At 66.4% G+C, this 15,785-nt stretch carries 11 protein-coding genes; 7 read left to right on the top strand and 4 right to left on the bottom strand.

The features are described from left to right. The first annotated feature begins 182 nt into the window (after positions 1–182). The 3 genes from ACPUD7_RS15010 to ACPUD7_RS15000 all read left to right on the top strand — a co-directional run bounded on the left by ACPUD7_RS15010 (position 183) and on the right by ACPUD7_RS15000 (position 5,206). Complete coding sequence (locus tag ACPUD7_RS15010; protein WP_240689873.1) at positions 183–2,168, top strand: dolichyl-phosphate-mannose--protein mannosyltransferase; 1,986 nt, start codon at positions 183–185, stop codon at positions 2,166–2,168. Between the two features lie 864 nt (positions 2,169–3,032). Then, positions 3,033–4,322, top strand: coding sequence for a cytidylyltransferase domain-containing protein (locus tag ACPUD7_RS15005; RefSeq protein ID WP_425120353.1), 1,290 nt, complete (start codon positions 3,033–3,035; stop codon positions 4,320–4,322). Then, a complete protein-coding gene (locus ACPUD7_RS15000; protein WP_425120351.1) occupies positions 4,319–5,206 on the top strand; it encodes an N-acetylneuraminate synthase family protein in 888 nt (295 codons plus the stop codon). The genes ACPUD7_RS15005 and ACPUD7_RS15000 overlap by 4 nt, the downstream gene beginning before the upstream one ends. A 145-nt stretch (positions 5,207–5,351) precedes the next feature. Here ACPUD7_RS15000 and ACPUD7_RS14995 read toward each other — a convergent pair whose 3' ends face one another. Next, entirely contained in the window at positions 5,352–7,187 is a 1,836-nt protein-coding gene (locus ACPUD7_RS14995) for a polysaccharide pyruvyl transferase family protein (protein ID WP_425120350.1), read from the bottom strand. A gap of 213 nt (positions 7,188–7,400) precedes the next feature. On the opposite strand from ACPUD7_RS14995, the gene ACPUD7_RS14990 reads away from it, so the two are divergent. From ACPUD7_RS14990 to ACPUD7_RS14975, 4 genes are read left to right on the top strand one after another with little or no spacing between them, the layout of a single operon-like run. Beyond that, the gene (locus ACPUD7_RS14990; protein ID WP_425120349.1) at positions 7,401–8,372 is read left to right on the top strand and encodes a glycosyltransferase family 2 protein; all 972 of its coding nucleotides are present in this window, start codon (positions 7,401–7,403) and stop codon (positions 8,370–8,372) included. Further along, positions 8,372–9,796, top strand: a complete 1,425-nt coding sequence (locus tag ACPUD7_RS14985) for a polysialyltransferase family glycosyltransferase (protein ID WP_425120348.1) — start codon at positions 8,372–8,374, stop codon at positions 9,794–9,796. The genes ACPUD7_RS14990 and ACPUD7_RS14985 overlap by 1 nt, the downstream gene beginning before the upstream one ends. Beyond that, positions 9,789–10,886: a hypothetical protein gene (locus ACPUD7_RS14980; RefSeq protein ID WP_425120347.1), complete on the top strand. Its 1,098-nt coding sequence runs from the start codon at positions 9,789–9,791 to the stop codon at positions 10,884–10,886. The genes ACPUD7_RS14985 and ACPUD7_RS14980 overlap by 8 nt, the downstream gene beginning before the upstream one ends. Further along, a complete protein-coding gene (locus ACPUD7_RS14975; RefSeq protein WP_425120346.1) occupies positions 10,873–12,132 on the top strand; it encodes a DUF6716 putative glycosyltransferase in 1,260 nt (419 codons plus the stop codon). Before ACPUD7_RS14980 ends, ACPUD7_RS14975 begins: the two co-directional genes overlap by 14 nt. A gap of 112 nt (positions 12,133–12,244) precedes the next feature. Here the strand turns inward: ACPUD7_RS14975 and ACPUD7_RS14970 are convergent, their stop codons facing one another. The 3 genes from ACPUD7_RS14970 to ACPUD7_RS14960 are packed head-to-tail and all read right to left on the bottom strand — an operon-like array spanning position 12,245 to position 15,453. After that, the gene (locus ACPUD7_RS14970) at positions 12,245–12,757 is read right to left on the bottom strand and encodes a GtrA family protein (protein ID WP_425120345.1); all 513 of its coding nucleotides are present in this window, start codon (positions 12,755–12,757) and stop codon (positions 12,245–12,247) included. Between the two features lie 21 nt (positions 12,758–12,778). After that, complete coding sequence (locus ACPUD7_RS14965; RefSeq protein ID WP_425120344.1) at positions 12,779–14,434, bottom strand: hypothetical protein; 1,656 nt, start codon at positions 14,432–14,434, stop codon at positions 12,779–12,781. Further along, positions 14,431–15,453, bottom strand: a complete 1,023-nt coding sequence (locus tag ACPUD7_RS14960; protein ID WP_425120343.1) for a glycosyltransferase — start codon at positions 15,451–15,453, stop codon at positions 14,431–14,433. The genes ACPUD7_RS14965 and ACPUD7_RS14960 overlap by 4 nt, the downstream gene beginning before the upstream one ends. Between the last annotated feature and the right edge of the window lie 332 nt (positions 15,454–15,785).

Genomic DNA, 15,785 nt, shown 5'->3' with positions numbered 1-15,785 from the left:
TCGAAGGAGTGGGACACAGTCGTGGGTGTGTGGTTGAATAGCACCTGAGAGGTGCCCCTTTCTGTGTGGGATATGGAGACTTAGAACATCACCATTTTCCCAGTTCAGGAGGGGCATTTCCATTTCATGCGCGGATGGACTCGGACACTCGCATCGGTGGATCAAGGCTAAACTGGAAGGCGATGACACACACCGCAGACTCCCCGGCCCCCACCAGGCGCATCGCCCGCGAGCGCCGGGCCAGGCACCGCGAAAAGGTCCGCGTCGGAGCCGCAGCCATGCGCCGGAAGACCTTCCACGCCGGCATGTGGGCGACCCGCGCCCCCGTGTGGATGTGGCCGGCGCTGCTCGTCATCACCGTCATCGGCTTGGCCCTGCGTCTGTTCCGCCTCGGCTTTCCCCACCGACTGATCTTCGACGAGACCTACTACGTCAAGGACGGCTACTCGGTCTTCAACTTCGGCTACGAACGCTCGTGGCCGGAGAACGCCGACGACTCCTTCAACGCCGGCGACCCCAGCGTCATCGAACCGAGTCCCGAATACGTCGTCCACCCGCCGTTGGGCAAATGGCTCATCGGCGCAGGCATGGACATCTTCGGTGCCGACGATTCGTTCGGCTGGCGCTTCTCCGTGGCGATCATCGGCACTCTGACGATCTTCCTCATGGGCGTCATCGCCTGGAAGCTGCTGCGCTCACCGTTCTTCGCCTGCGTTGCCGCCGGCCTGCTCGCCATCGACGGCGAGCACTTCGTCCATTCCCGCACGAGCCTGCTCGACATCGTGCTCATGGCCTTCGTCCTCCTCGCCTTCTTCTTCATCCTCCTCGATCGCGAATTCGTCACGAAGCGTCTGGCCACCTGGACCCAGCGCACCTCTGAGAGCGGAAGCCTCACCCCCACGCGCGCCGAACCGCACCGGCAGTCCCCCGCCGAGGCGGCCACCCCCTCCGCAGACTCCCACGGATCCGTCGCTTCCGCAGATTCCCCCGGATCCGTCGCTTCCGTACCGGTCTCCGTCCCCACTGCCGAGGAACGAAGGCGCCACCGGAAACGGCGGGACGAGATCAATTTCGGGCCCCGCCTCGGCGTGCGTCCCTGGATCATCGCCGCGGGAATCAGCATCGGTCTGGCGATGGGCGTGAAGTGGTCGGGCCTGTACGCGGCTGCGGTGTTCGGGATTCTCCTCGTCGCGTGGGATGTGCATTCGCGGCATCGGGCCGGGGTCGTGCACCCGTGGCTGGGCGCGCTCATTCGCGACAGCATCATGTCGTTCCTCAAGTTCGTGCCGGTCGCGTTCGTCACCTATCTGGCGTGCTGGTCGGGCTGGATCCGGTCGACCGATGCGTGGGATCGGCAGTGGGCGGCCGAGAACTTCGGCTGGTGGCAGTCGCTGCCGGACTGGCTGCAGTGGTTGCCGTCGCTGGCGCACTACCACTACACGGCGTATTCGTTCCATGTCGGTCTCGACTCCGAGCACCCGTACATGTCGAACCCGTGGGGTTGGATCGTGCAATGGCGGCCGACGTCGTTCTACTACGAGTCCTACGACCACGGTTCGATGGGGTGTGTGGCGGAGAAGTGCTCCTCGGCGATCACCTCGGTCGGCAACCCCGTCATCTGGGGACTGGCACCGTTCGCCCTGCTCATCTGCCTTGTCGTATGGATCATCCGCCGCGATGTTCGCCCGGCCGTCATCCTCGGCGGCCTCGCCGCGACCTGGCTGCCCTGGTTCGCCTACCAGGACCGGACGATCTTCACCTTCTACACGATCGTCATGGTGCCGTTCGTGGTGCTCGCCGTGACCTACTGCCTCTCGCTGCTGTGGGGTCACGCGGGCAGGGACCGTAGTCCGGCAGGGGGCGGGAGTGCGGCTCGTGGCGGTCGTGGCAACGGTGCGGCAGAGGCCGGGAGTGTAGGTCGTGCCGGGAGTGTAGGTCGTGCCGGGAGTGCAGCTCGTGCCGGGGGCAGCGGTGTGGCTGGGGTCGGCAGTGCAGCGAAGCGGAGATTCGTTCGCATCTCAGCGGCTCTGTTCGCTCGCCGATTCACTGTCGGCATCATCCTCGCGGCGGCAGTCCTCGCCTTCGCCTACTTCTGGCCCGTCTACACCGGCGAAGTCATCCCGTTCTCTGCCTGGAACGACCGCATGTGGAACATCACCTGGCGCTGACCGTCTGGCCGCAGGCTACCTGGCCGTGGATCGTTTGGCCGCGCGGTACCTGACCGCTGACCGTTTGGCCGCGGGATACCTGACTCCTGACCGTTTGACCGCTGGGTGCCGCGCTTCGTCGGCCTCTCACGCCGCTGCCCCGGGCCCGAAACCAGCTTTCGTCCACGCACTTCTATATTTCGTCCGGCCTCTTCCAGGTTTCGTCCACGAATTTCCACTTTTCGTCCAAGCAGTCAGTTCGCGTCCTGATGAAATGGACGAAAAGTGTTCAAGCGGCCCACCCACGACGCAAAGGGTGCTTCGCAGCCACAAGTCGTCGCCACCAGCCCACCCGAAGCCATTGCCCGGGCCGCTCCAGCTGCCGCGCAAAGTTGTCGCGACCGCTGCCTCAGCCGCCTGCGACCGCCACCTGCAGAAACGTTGCACGCCACCGCTCTCGTCGACGCTTCAGGCGGTCCGTCACGGCTTCGCCACCGAAGGGTCGCCTCGGCGACATGGCGTGTTCACCTGGAGGTAACACCGCGTCGTTAGCGTCGAATCATTGTGAATGAGCTTTCGACGACCCACGCACCCAACGCACCCGAGCAGACGCCGGCTGCGAGCACCACCACGGCCGCAAGCGAAGCGGCAGAAAGCGCCCCCACTGCCGCGAACGCCCCCGAGCAGACACCGGCAGAACGCACCACTTCGACATCGGCCGGCACGCTACACGCCGAACCCAACGCACCAGTCGGCACGCTTCACGCCGAACCCGCCGAACCAGCCGGCACGCTTCACGCCGAACCCGCCGAACCAGCCGGCACACCCCACGCCACACCGACCGGCACGCCACACGCCGAACCCACACCCCACACACCCCGCGCGGTGGCCATCATCCCGGCGCGCGGCGGATCGAAGGGCATCCCGCTGAAGAACCTGCAGAAGGTCGCGGGAGTCTCGCTGCTGGCCCGCGCCATCAACGCCGCCCAGGCCAGCCCCAGCATCAGTCGCGTCGTCGTCTCTACCGACCACGACGGCATCGCGGCCGAAGCTCAACGCGCCGGCGCCGAGGTGGCCCACCGTCCCGCCGAGATCGCCGGCGACACCGCGACCAGCGAATCCGCTCTCATCCACACGCTGTCGACCCTCGACGAGGACTTCGACATCACCGTGTTCATGCAGTGCACCTCCCCCTTCATCGACTCCGCCTCGATCGAGAACGCCGTCCGCACGGTCCGCGACGACGAGGCCGACGTCGTGTTCTCCGCCGTCGAGGACCACTCGTTCCTGTGGCGCCTCGACGACGCCACCCAGGCCGTGGCCGTCGGACATGAGGCAAACTTCCGTCCCCGCCGCCAGGACCGAGCCAAGCACTTCAACGAGACCGGCGCCTTCTACGTCATGCGCACTGCTGGCCTGCTCGAACACGAACACCGCTTCTTCGGCCGCATCGGCATCGAGGAAGTCCCTCCCGAGCACGCCCGCGAGATCGACGACATGTCCGACCTCACCCTCGTCCGCGCCATCGCCTCCACCCAGGAGACTGCCCAGGTCATCGACGTCGACGCCCTGGTGACCGACTTCGACGGCGTCCACACCGACGACGGCGCCTACGTCGACGAGGACGGCAACGAACAGGTCCGCGTCCACCGCGGCGACGGCATGGGCATCTCCCGCCTCGTGAAGTCCGGGGTCCCGGTGATGATCCTGTCGAAGGAACGCAACCCGGTCGTGACCCGTCGCGCTGAGAAGCTCAACGTCGACGTCGCCCAGGGCATCGACAACAAGGCCCACATCCTCAGCGCCTGGATCGACACCAACGGTCTCGACCCGGCCCGGGTGGCCTACGTCGGCAACGACATCAATGACCTCGAAGCCTTCGACGTCGTCGGCTGGCCCGTCGCCGTCGCCGACGCCCACCCCAAGGTCCTCGCCGCCGCCCGGGTGGTCCTCGACCGTCCCGGAGGCAGGGGCGCCGTTCGTGAGGTCTGCGACCTCATCCCGATCCCCGCCGAGGCGGCCGGATCCCCTGCCGGCCCGACCCTGACCTCGCTGCGGACCGCCACAGGACACCCATCGACTTTCACAGACAGCCAACCGTCCACCCAGCAGCAACGGTCGTTGCTCACCAACCACGCAGCCTCGGCGCGTGCCAACCGAAAGCAGGTTTCATGACTGATCAATTCGCCCCCGTGGCCATCGGAGAACACCTCGTCGGCCCGAACCAGCCCGTGTACATGATCGGTGAGATCGGCATCAACCACAACGGAGACGTCGACATCGCCAAACAGCTCATGGACGTCGCCGTCACCGCCGGTGCCCAGGCTGTGAAATTCCAGAAGCGCAACCCCGAGGTGGCCGTTCCCGAACACCAGAAGTCGAAGATGCGCTCGACCCCGTGGGGCGAGATGACCTACATCGACTACAAGCACCGCGTCGAATTCGGCGTCGACGAATACACCGAGATCGACCGCTACGCGAAGGAAGTCGGACTGCAGTGGTTCGCCTCCCCGTGGGACACCGACTCCGTCGACTTCCTCGAGAACGAATTCGATGCGCTGACCTACAAGGTCGCTTCGGCCTCGCTGACGGACTTCGAGCTCCTGCGGGTCATCGCCGCCACCGGCAAGCCCGTCCTGTGCTCCTCGGGCATGTCCGACTGGGAGACCCTCGACCGTGCCGTCGAGGTCTTCGATCGCGACAAGCTCGTGCTCATGCACGCCACTTCGACCTACCCGCTGCCGCCCGAAGAGGTCAACCTCAAGGCGATCCCGGCCATGCGGCAGCGCTACGGAGTGCCCGTCGGCTACTCCGGTCACGAGCTCGGCCTCGAGGTCTCCTTCGCCGCCGCCGGCCTGGGTGCGGTGACCATCGAACGTCACATCACACTCGACTCCTCGATGTGGGGCTCGGACCAGTCCGCGTCGATGGAGCCGCGCGAGTTCGCCTCGCTCGTCAAGGGTGTGCGCGTCCTCGAATCCGCGTTCGGCGACGGGCACAAGCGCGTCATGCCGGGCGAGGAGTCGAAGATCGATTCGCTGCGCAAGGTCACGGTCTGACCCTCACCTGACACCCGGCAGAGTTCGGACGCAAGCGCTGATTCGGCGCCATCACCTCACCGAGGCGGTGGCGCCGTTTCGCGTTCCCTCGCCGTTGGCAGGCTCGGTCCCCTCCACTCTCGCCGAGGTGGCCGAGCCGTTATCGTCAGCGTCGACGAATCGCGGTGAGCCGGCGGATCCTCCACCCGATTCCGTGCCGAATCTTCCGGGCGAGGACTCGTGCCACTTCACCGGCAGTGCGGCCGCGCTCGGCTTCGAGGGCCTGACGGGCGTGTTCTTCCGCGGCGGAGATATCGGCGATCCGCTGTTCGAGTTCGACGACCTCGGCGCGATGCCGTCGGGATTCGGCGAGCGCATCATCACGGTCTTCCTCGACACTTCGCAGTCGCGCCCGGGCTCGCTTCCGAACATCGTCGAGGGTCTGTGTGTGCTCTCGTCGGGCATGGGCGAGATCGCGATCGGCCCGAGCGAGGGCGCGAGCCTGCTGAGCCGCGACCTCCTCGGATTCGGCGATGGCAGCGACGTGGAACTCCTCGGCACGGATGTCCTCCGCGGCGCGCAGAGGCGAGCCGGCAAAGCCGTCCCCCGCGGCGCGCAGAGGCGAGCCGGCAAAGCCGTCCCCTACCGTTCGCAGAGGCGAGCCGGCAAGCCCGTCCCCTACCGGACGCAGAGGCGAGCCGGCGAGGCTGTCCCCTGCTGTGCCCACGGGTGTCTCGGCTCGGCCGGGCAGAGACGGCGTCGGGTGGGACCGCGCACGCAGCGAGTCGCGGATGCCGGCGAGATTCTCCGCAGTGATCGCCGCAAACCGGGCACGGGTGTCGGCGAGGTCGGCCTGCAGCTCGGCACCGTGCGAGTACGCCTCCTCGAGGCCAGAGACCATCCGGTCGGCCAGCACATCGGCCGCCTCGGCGCGGTCCAACGCCGAACCTATGGGCAGCAACGCCGAACCCATGGGCAGCATGGAGGCGGCCGAATCCGCACCGCCCGCCTCGGCGACGGGTCTCGTTCCCTCCGGCCCGACCGGCACCACGAGCTCCGGGTGACCGATGTCGGCGGCGAAATAGCCGAGCTTCGCGTGCAGATCCAGGGAGACCGGGATCGAGCCGACCCCGAACGGGATCATCTGTGCGTGCCCGCGCCCGCCGAGCACATACGGAACCGAGGCGAAGAACTCGAGGCCGGAGAAGAACCCGACGTCATGGCCGTACAGTCGCACCTCTTCGACTCCGGCCACCTCGGCGACGATCCTGGCCGAGACCTCGGCGTCGTCGGGATGGAACGGTGTGCTCAGCACTGTCCACCCCTTGTCCACGAGGATCCGCGCGGCACGCACGGTCGCCTCGTGGATGGTCGTCGCGTCGTATCCGGCAGCGATCTGCCGCGCGTGGACGAGCATCTGGATCGCCACGGTCTTCTCTCGCGGGTCGGGTCTCCGCCCGGCCAATGGCGCGTACAGGTGATCGAGGATCGTCGTCGGGCACGGCTGGAACGCGATCCGCTCCCGCTGTCCCAGCACTCGGCTCATGGTGTCGATCGATCCGGTGTTGCGCAGGCCGAAGAAGGCCGACCGGTCGAGCACCTGTCCGACGTGGGTGCGCATGAGTTCGTCGAACTCCGGCTGCCCGGGGAACCTGTTGTCCCCGACCGCGTAGACGATGAGGGGCACGTCGAGGGCGGCGAGCGCCTCGGCGGAGATCTTCCACTGCCACCCGGACAGCCGGTTCGGGTTCGTGTCCTGGAGGAACAGTCCTCCCCCGCCGATGACGACGGCATCGGCGGTGGCGTTGATCCGGGCCACGGCCGCCTCGTCGACTTCGCGTCGCAGTGCCGCCGCCGAGGCGAACGTGAAGTTCGGCTCCGCCTGCCCGGAATCCGTCCCGCCGAGGACCCGGAAGGCGTCCCTGACCACCGGGAACAGTGCCTTGTCGCCGAAGTTGCCCCAGGTCGGGATGTCGAAGTGGAAGAGTCGCAGGCTCCGCATCGGCCAAGACTATGGGCGGCGGAAGAACACCAGGTGAACGAAGGCGAACATTCCCGGACACCTGCGCGCCACTTTCCGTTCTCTTCTCACTTCTACGATCGTTCGGACGTGCCAGCAGCCCACCCGGGCCGGCACCCGGACCACTCGGGCCGCCGCCCGGACACCGCGGAGGGGTCAGGTCCGCCCGTCCCCTCCGGCTCGCGAAAGGACCACATGCCCCCACCAGTCGTCAGCGTCGTCATCGCGGCGAAGGATGCCGAGGACACCCTCGGTGGAACTCTTCAGAGCCTGGTCAACCAGGACTTCGCCGCCAACGAACTCGAGGTCATCGTCGTCAACGACGGTTCGACCGATGACACTGCCGGGGTGATCGGCGAGTATGCCGATCGGCTCAATCTCGTCGACATCCACAACCCGGAATCACGTGGGGTCTCCACCGCCCGCAACATCGCCCTCGAGGCCTCGACCGGACGCACCATCACCTACCTCGACGCCGACGACTGGTACGCCCCCGGTCACCTGCGTTCGCTCACCGACGCGATCACCGGACTCGGCGTGGATTTCGTGAAGACGAACTACCTCATCGTCAACGGCTTCAATCGGAAGCTGCGGCGGGCACCGTGTGCCAAGCACAACACGGCGCTGGACCCGCGCGACCACATCCTGCCGCATGACGCCTCGACGATGGTCGACTTCCCCGAATGCTGGACCGGCATCTACTCCCGGTCCATGGCCGAGCGCGGGCTGCTCGACTTCAGGCCGGACCTGCGCACCTGCGAGGACCGCCCCTGGACGTGGCGTCACCACCTCGAAGCCGATTCCTTCGCCGTCGTCGACACGGCGGGCCTGTGCTATCGGAAGGGCAGCACCACCTCGTTGACGGCGATCTTCGACGAGCGTCAGCTCGACTTCATCCCCGCCTTCCGTTCGGTCTTCGCGATGCTCGAAGCCAGACCGGAGTTCCGCCGCTTCGAGCACAAAGCCGTGCGCAACTTTCTGTCCATCCTCTACTTCCAGATCGTCAACCGCGGCTCGTCGATGTCACGGGAGGTGCGCGAGAAGCTCAACATCGGCGCGGTGCACACGCTCAAGACCATCGGCGACGACGTCATCGACCTCGCGCTGACGAATTACGGCGAACGCCGGCTGCCCGTGATCGACCCGATCGTCAGGAGGGCCCGCTGATGACCCAGATCATCGAGATCTCCACCCAGTACCAGCTCGCGAATCTGTCCGCTCTCATCCGCGCGGGCCGCCTCGGTGAGCCGCAGCGGCGCCGGATCCTCGTCGTGGCGAACAATTCCGTCTCTCCCGAGCTCACCCCGGCTGCCGATGCCATGCCCGGGTCGGCGGGGCTGCTGAGTGACTTCGACCTCGTCGTCGATTGGAACGCCACGATCTGGCCGAACCATCCGAAGGCGTTCGGCATCTCCGGCGAACGCGCCCCGATCATGGAGCGTGCCCTGCGCCGGGAGTGGGACATCGCCGAGGCGGAACCGCTTGAACTCATCGTCGAATCCCTGCCCAGCCACCCGGCCGGCGCTCTCACGCAGATCTTCGCCACCGCCGATATCAGCGTCCACTCCGACGGACTGATGAGCTACGGTCCGATCCGCAATCCGCTCACCCTGCCGCAGTGGCAGCGGCTGCGGGCGATCTGCTACACGGATCTGCTGCCGGGCATCACTCCCCGTCAGCTGGCCGAACACGGACCCGAGCGGGTGGTGCTGCCGGCAGCGGACCTCGCCAAGGTCATCGACGACATGACCGCCGAGGTGGCCGATGACTTGGCCAGTGCCAACCTCGATGCGCCGATCGAGTCCAGTGCCCTTGTGCTCGGGCAGTACCTCGCGCAGCTCGACCTCATCACGGCGGAGGAGGAACTCGACCTGCACCTGCAGATGCTCGACGTGGTCAAGGACGCCGGCTTGAGCACGGTGGTCTTCAAGCCACACCCCACCTCGGCGCGGACGACGATCGGACCGCTGCGACGGCGCAGTGAGGAACTCGGACTCGATTTCGTCCTCGCCGATGTTCCGCTGCTCGCCGAGATCGTCGTCTCCGCCACTCGCCCCGAACTCGTCGTCTCCTGCTTCTCGACCGGGCTGGCGACCGCGAAGGGACTCTACGGCTGTGCGACCGCGGCCGTCGGCACCACGGAGCTCTTGGCCGCACTCGCGCCGTATCAGAACAGCAACCGCATCCCGCTGACGATCATCGACGCCCTCCACTCGGGCAGGTATGCCCTCCCGGACACCCTCGCCGAGGCGGGGGCCGGGTCAGGTGCGCCCGCCGGGTCAGGTGCGCCGCGTGACCTCAATCCGCTCATCGATGCCGTCACGTACTGCATGCAGTCGAAGTCCGCCTCGTATCTGCGGCAGAAGGCGATCGACTTCCTCGACGGTGCGGTCGGCGGACCGGATATGAAGTACTTCAAGCGCAAACGACTGACCGCGCTCGATCTGCCCGGGCGGCTGGAGATGCCCCGGCATCGGAAGACGCTCAGCGCTGCCAAACAGCGACTGATCTCGCAGGCGAAACGCACACAGCACGTGCTCAAGGACTACGGCATCACCGTCGATACATCGAAGCTGAGGAAGAATGGCTGAGCTGCTCATGGCTGAGAATACTGCGACGAACCCGAAGAAGACCCAGAAGGCTGTCGAGAAGACTGTCGAGACGACAGCGGAGAATACTGCCGAGAAGAAGGGCACCGGGCTCGCCTCGGTCGCCTTCGTCGAATCCCCTCTGCAGTTCCTCTCCGCTCTCGAATCCCACGAGCCGACCGAGGATCTGCTCATCCGAGCGCGGGCGAGCGCGAAGGGGATGACTTCCTTCCTCGACGCCTTCGACACCGACTGGCTGCCGAAGAACGTCCGCCTCGAACGCGACGGAGCGAAGCCGAAACTGCTGCGCAAGACGCACTTCGATCGGATCTACCTCGGCGATGCCTGCTCCGGTCAGGTGCACAAAGCCTTGGCGCTTGCGTATCTGGAGCGTCGCATGCCCGAGGTCGTCATCCTCGACGACGGTCTGGCCACGTATTCGACGATCGAGATCCTCACCGCCAAGCGCGGTCCCCTCGTCCGGCCGCGGCAGAAGCTCAAGGCCTCCCGCACGGTCATGGCCGCGCACGTCGCCGACCGGCTGCGGGGTCTGGCGACGGTGGGCAAACTGCGTTGGCATACCGCACTGCCGGTGGCGAAGCCGTTGCGCACAGCGTTCCTCAAGGTCGGGGGCGAGATCACCCGTCACAAGTTCGAACACCTCCAGACCCTGCCTACCGGCGGCAGTCACCCGCGTGACAACCCGGTCATCGGTTCGTCACTGGCCGCCGATGGGCTCATCGACGCGATGGCCTACCGGGCGTGGGTGGGTGACATCATCGACGCCCACGGGTCGATCACCTACTACCCGCACCGGCGTGAGACCGAGGAGTTCCTCGCCGATCTCGCCCGCGACGATCGGGTGCGGATCAAGAACCTCGGTCTCCCGATCGAGCTGCGGCTGATCAACCTGCCGCCGGATTCGACGATCCGCAGCCTGCCTTCGACCGCCGCGGTGTCCTTGGCGGTGCTCAATCCGGAGGTCACCATCGACGTCACCGAGATCCCCGCGAAGTGGTGGACCGGGGCCTCGCCCGATAGTCTGCGACAGTCCCTCAACGCCCAATCGGTCAAGGCTGATGACGATTCCTGAACCAGCGGATCCCTACTTCAGCGGGCCCGTCCTGCCTCCTCGCCGATCACAGGGCTCCGAGCCGATCCGCATCCTCTCGGTCTCCGACAGCGAGTCCTATCTCAAGTGGGCGACCCAGCTGCTGTCGACCCTTCCGGATGTCGAGGGCCGAGTCTTCCTCATCGACAGTCCGATCCTGCCGACCGACGAACAGATCGCCAGCGCCGTCGCCGGCACCGATTGGCAGCACCGCGAGATCCCCGTCATCTCCCGCACCGACCTCGCCCAGATCATCGCCGACCACTCCCCCGACATCGTCCTCGGCGCCGCCACCGGACCGATCGTCGCCCAGGTCTTCCTCACCGCGCACACCCGCGCCGACCGCGCCGCGCTCCTGTCCGGTCTGCCCGGAATGGGCCTGCCGGCCAGCCGCAAGGGGATGAATTATCGCCGGCTCATGGATGCCTTCATCGCCCATTCGACCGCCGAGGTGGCCGCGTACACCGAGGCCAGCACCGCTGCGCAGGTGCCCTGTGAGGTCCTGCTGGCCCGCCTGCCGATGCTGCGATCGACCTCGGTTCCACAGGTGAGAGACTCAGCGAGGATCCCGCAGTCTCTGATCTTCGCACCGCAGGCGAAGGTCCCGCAGTCGGCGGAGGATCGCACCGCGATCGTCGCGGCCCTCACGGATTTCGCTCACCGCCATCCCGAGTCCAGGACCGTCATCAAGCTGCGATCCCGTCCCGGCGAGTTCGAGACCCATCACGAGCAGCACTCCTACGTTGAGATCCTCGATGAGCTTCGCGAACAGGGCCGGCCCGGCGCCGATCGCGTCGAGTTCGGGTTCGGGCCCCTCGATGAGTTCCTCGTCCCCGGGGCCGGACTGGTCACAGTCTCCTCGACCGCGGCGCTCGAATCCATCGATCGCGGCATCCCCACCCTGCTGATCTCGGACTTCGGTTTCAGCGCCGACCTGCTCAACGAGGTCTTCGCCGACTCCGACGCCACCGGCACCCTCGCCGAGGTGGCCGCCGGGTCGATCGGGTTCCCCTCCCCTGAATGGCTGGTCCGCAACTACTTCCATCCCGTCACCGGTGCCCTGCGGCGTCACCTGGGGCTGCTCGCACTGCGGGCCCGGACCGGGCAGCTGCCGAACCGCCGATCGGCGGTGCTCAGGCAGAAGCGTGTGCTCATCCGTGCCGAGCTGCGGACCGTGACCCCGGCCCCTCTCGTACGCACCTACCGCAGGCTGCGCTACCGGCGCTGAGGCTCTCCCCAGCTCGGGCTGACCGCCGAGAAACTGCCTGGCTGCCGAGAAACGGGTGCAGGCCGCCGTGACTCGACGCTCCTCCCGTTTTTCGGTGGCGCCGCCGCGGAACTCAATCCCGGTCGTCGGGGACTCGGCTGAGTCCGTCCATCTCCACGACCACCTCGGTGTCGGGGGCTTCGTCCTTGAAGACCCAGGTGCGGTAGGCGTAGAAGCGGAAGAGCATAGCCAGGCCGATGCCGATGACGTTCGTGGAGAGGTTGTAGGTCAGCTGATCGCGCATGTCGAGCAGGTACCAGGTGACACCGAGCGGGATGACCGAGATGACCATGCCGGCGAGGTTGACGGCGACGAAGAGGACGATCCCACGCACATTCGACGGGGTCTGTCGGTCCCCGTAGGTCCAGAGTTTGTTGCCGATCCACACGACGATCATGGCCAGAATCGTCGAGATGATCTTCGACTTGATCGGACTGCCCTCGAGCAGGGCGGGGATCGGGCCGATGCCATAGGCCAGCAGGTTCGACAGCCCCACATCGACGATATAGCCGAACCCGCCGACGGTGAGGAACTTGAAGGCTTCCACCGCGAGGCGTCGAAGGCGGGCCGATGCAGACTCTTTCATAGCTGCTACCAGTCTATGCGGCTAGGTTCCGCGCTCGCTGGACGCGGCACTTCGCGGTGTGGCCCGGTTCAACGCGTTGGAAGCGTCGCCGCCGGAACGCCGCACACCGTCTCCAGTTGCGCCGCGCCGCCACATCGCCAGGGCGAGCACCACGGCAGCGCTCACCGCCAAGGCCGGCCAGAAGGTGTACCGGAAATGGTTGGCCGGGACGACCGGGAAATACCCGAAGATGTAGCACAGCGCCGAGGAGGCCAATGCCGTGATCTCGGGCCAAAACGTGCGTGGCGCCTCGGCCGACCCGTGGCCGAACACAGATCTTCCGAGCGCAGACTGCGCCGCAGCTGTTCCCCGCGCCGATATCACGGCAGAGCCCCCGTGTGCCCGCTTCCGTGCCCGGCCTGCGAGGCCGAGCAGGATGACGGCGACGAGGGTCCAGAACCAGGGGGTGAAAAGCATCGGGAACGTGCCCAAGGCGAAGTCCTCGACATAGGGTCGGACGATGAAATCGGCCTTGGGGTCCCCCTGCTCGATGCCGGCCCGTGTCGCTGCATAGTGCCACTCGTCGGGCCAGTATTCGACGCCGGAGCTGAAGAAGTAATAGGAGAACACGGCTGCGCGATATTCGGCATAGCGCAGCGGGTGGGTGATCACATGGTCGAGCCACAGTTGCCTGAGCGCATCCTGGTGGGCGATCGGTGAGAAGTCCTCTCCGCTCTCCCCTTTGCCGAAGCAGTTCCAGTACGAATCCCAGATCTCACCCTTCGCCCAGCACTTCTCACGAGCCGTACTGATGTGGTCGGTGAGCTCGGTCGGGGCGTCGGAGGCTTTGAGTTCAGCGTCGGGGACGGAGAACATCACGTCATCGAGGAAGATCTGGGAGATCTGCCCGGTCTTCTCCACACCCACCTGCGAAGCGATCGTCGCGTCGGTGACCTTGACGCCCGCGCCGATGAGGACGAGCACGACCAGCGAGATCACTGCGGTGAGCAAGACCGGACGCTTCTCCGCCCGTCCTCGACGCCTCCGCCACAGACTGCCCAGGCAGTACGCGCCGTAGACGGCGATGGGGACGACGGCGAAGATCGCGTTCTTCCGCACTGCGACTGCATAGACGAGCAGGACCAGCGCCGGCAGCCACACCGGCCAGGCTTTGGGCACGAAGCGGGTGATGGCAATGAGCAGAACAGCCAGCAGCAGCGCCACAGCCATCTGCGTGTCCTTCCACAGGGTCGTCATCTGCGAGATGACCCAGGGCGTGAACATGATGGTCGGCCCCAGCAGCGACACCCACTTCGGCGCACCCGAACGATGGACGAGCACCCCGACCAGCCAGGAGGCGGCAGCCAGCATTCCGACCTGGAGCACGAACAGGCTTCCCGCCTCACCGGTGATCCCTATGAGACCCCGCCACAGCACACCCATCACAGGCGGGTGCCAATCGGTGAAGGGATGCTTCCCGGTGGCCTGCAGGTACTGCTCGACGATGTCGACGTTGGCGCGGCCCGGATAGTACAGCCGAATGAACACCAGGGACCAGGCCAGGGTGAGCAGCGCCAGCAGTACGTCCCACATGAGAGCTGAGGCGCGCGCCGTGCGCCGAGGTGTACGGGAGAGGCCGGCGCCGATACCCCCGGTGGTCAGGAGGAGGCGAGGGGCCCGCTGTTTCGGATCGCTCATGAAGCCAATCGCGTCCGCACCTGCTCGGCGAGCCGATCGTCGCCGTCCCCCGGCAGCCCCGGCGTCCGTCGCTGGCCGACGGCAAACCCGCTGACGGCAGGCAGGCTGAGGTAGACCAAGCGTGAGGTCTCCCGTCTCGCCCGGCGCAGCCCGTCCAAGGTCAGCCCGACACTGCCGAGCAGGAAGGCCAGGCCCATGAGCGCGGTGGCGAGGATCGCGGTGGGGAACCGCGGCACCAGTCCGGTCTGCCAGAACTCCCACACCACGGGCAGACCGAACACGAGCGAGACGGCCGCGAGCAGCACGGTGAGCGTGCCGTAGAACAGACGCGGTCGTTCGTGCCGGACCAGCGCCGAGATGAGCCCGAGGATGCGCAGCCCGTCCTTGACGGTTGAGAGTTTCGACTCGCTTCCGTCGGGTCGGTCCCGGAAGTCGACGGCCACCTCGGTGGTGGGAAGGCGCAGAGACATCGTGTGCACGGTCAGCTCGGTCTCGATCTCGAACCGGCGGCTGATCGCGGGGAACGACTTGACGAAACGCCGGGAGAACACGCGGTAGCCCGAGAGCATATCGGACACCTGCGAACCGAACAGCCATCCGGTGAGCTGGTTGAACATCTTGTTCCCGGCCTCATGTCCGGGCCGGTAGGACGTGGTCTCCTGGTTGTCCTGGCGGACCCCGAGCACGTGGTCGTAGGGCCCGGTGATGAGGGTCTCGATCATCTCGGGCAGGTGGGCCGCCTCGTAGGTGTCGTCGCCGTCGATCATCACATAGATGTCAGCGTCGATGTCGGCGAAGGCCCGCCGGACGACGTTGCCTTTGCCCGGGGTGTTCTCTCGGCGCACGATGGCTCCTGCCGCGGCGGCGTGCTGCGCGGTCCGATCGCTCGAGCAGTTGTCGTAGACATAGACCGTGATGGCCGGGACAGCGGCTTTGAGGTCGCCGACGACATTGGCGACGGTGATCTCCTCGTTGTGGCAGGGAACGATCGCCGCTATTCTCACCGGTTCTGCGTGCATCCCCTGCCCCCTTGTGGTGTGGGCGCTCCGGTCGTGGTGTGGTCTCTCGGGTCGAGTCCGGACCGGTGCGCAGATGAGTCGATTCCACTGGTTTACGCCTCGGACATGGACTGCGGGTTACGGGACGGGAAATAGCAATGCACCCTCCCCTGAGCATGCGCAGACAACGTGGATCCGCGTGCCGGCAGGCGCGGCCCGAAGAGTATGCGCTTGGTCACGAACTCCCGGTTATGCGTCCTTTTGTGACATCTTCCTGTGGGCTCTGCGTCGTTCCTTGTCATCCTGAATCGTCGGCCTTACTGGACCGTAGGTCGACCCATCCCCATTTTTCG

Source organism: Brevibacterium sp. FAM 24630 (assembly GCF_049804075.1).
Classification (GTDB): domain Bacteria; phylum Actinomycetota; class Actinomycetes; order Actinomycetales; family Brevibacteriaceae; genus Brevibacterium.
This window is presented reverse-complemented; position numbering and strand designations above follow the sequence as displayed.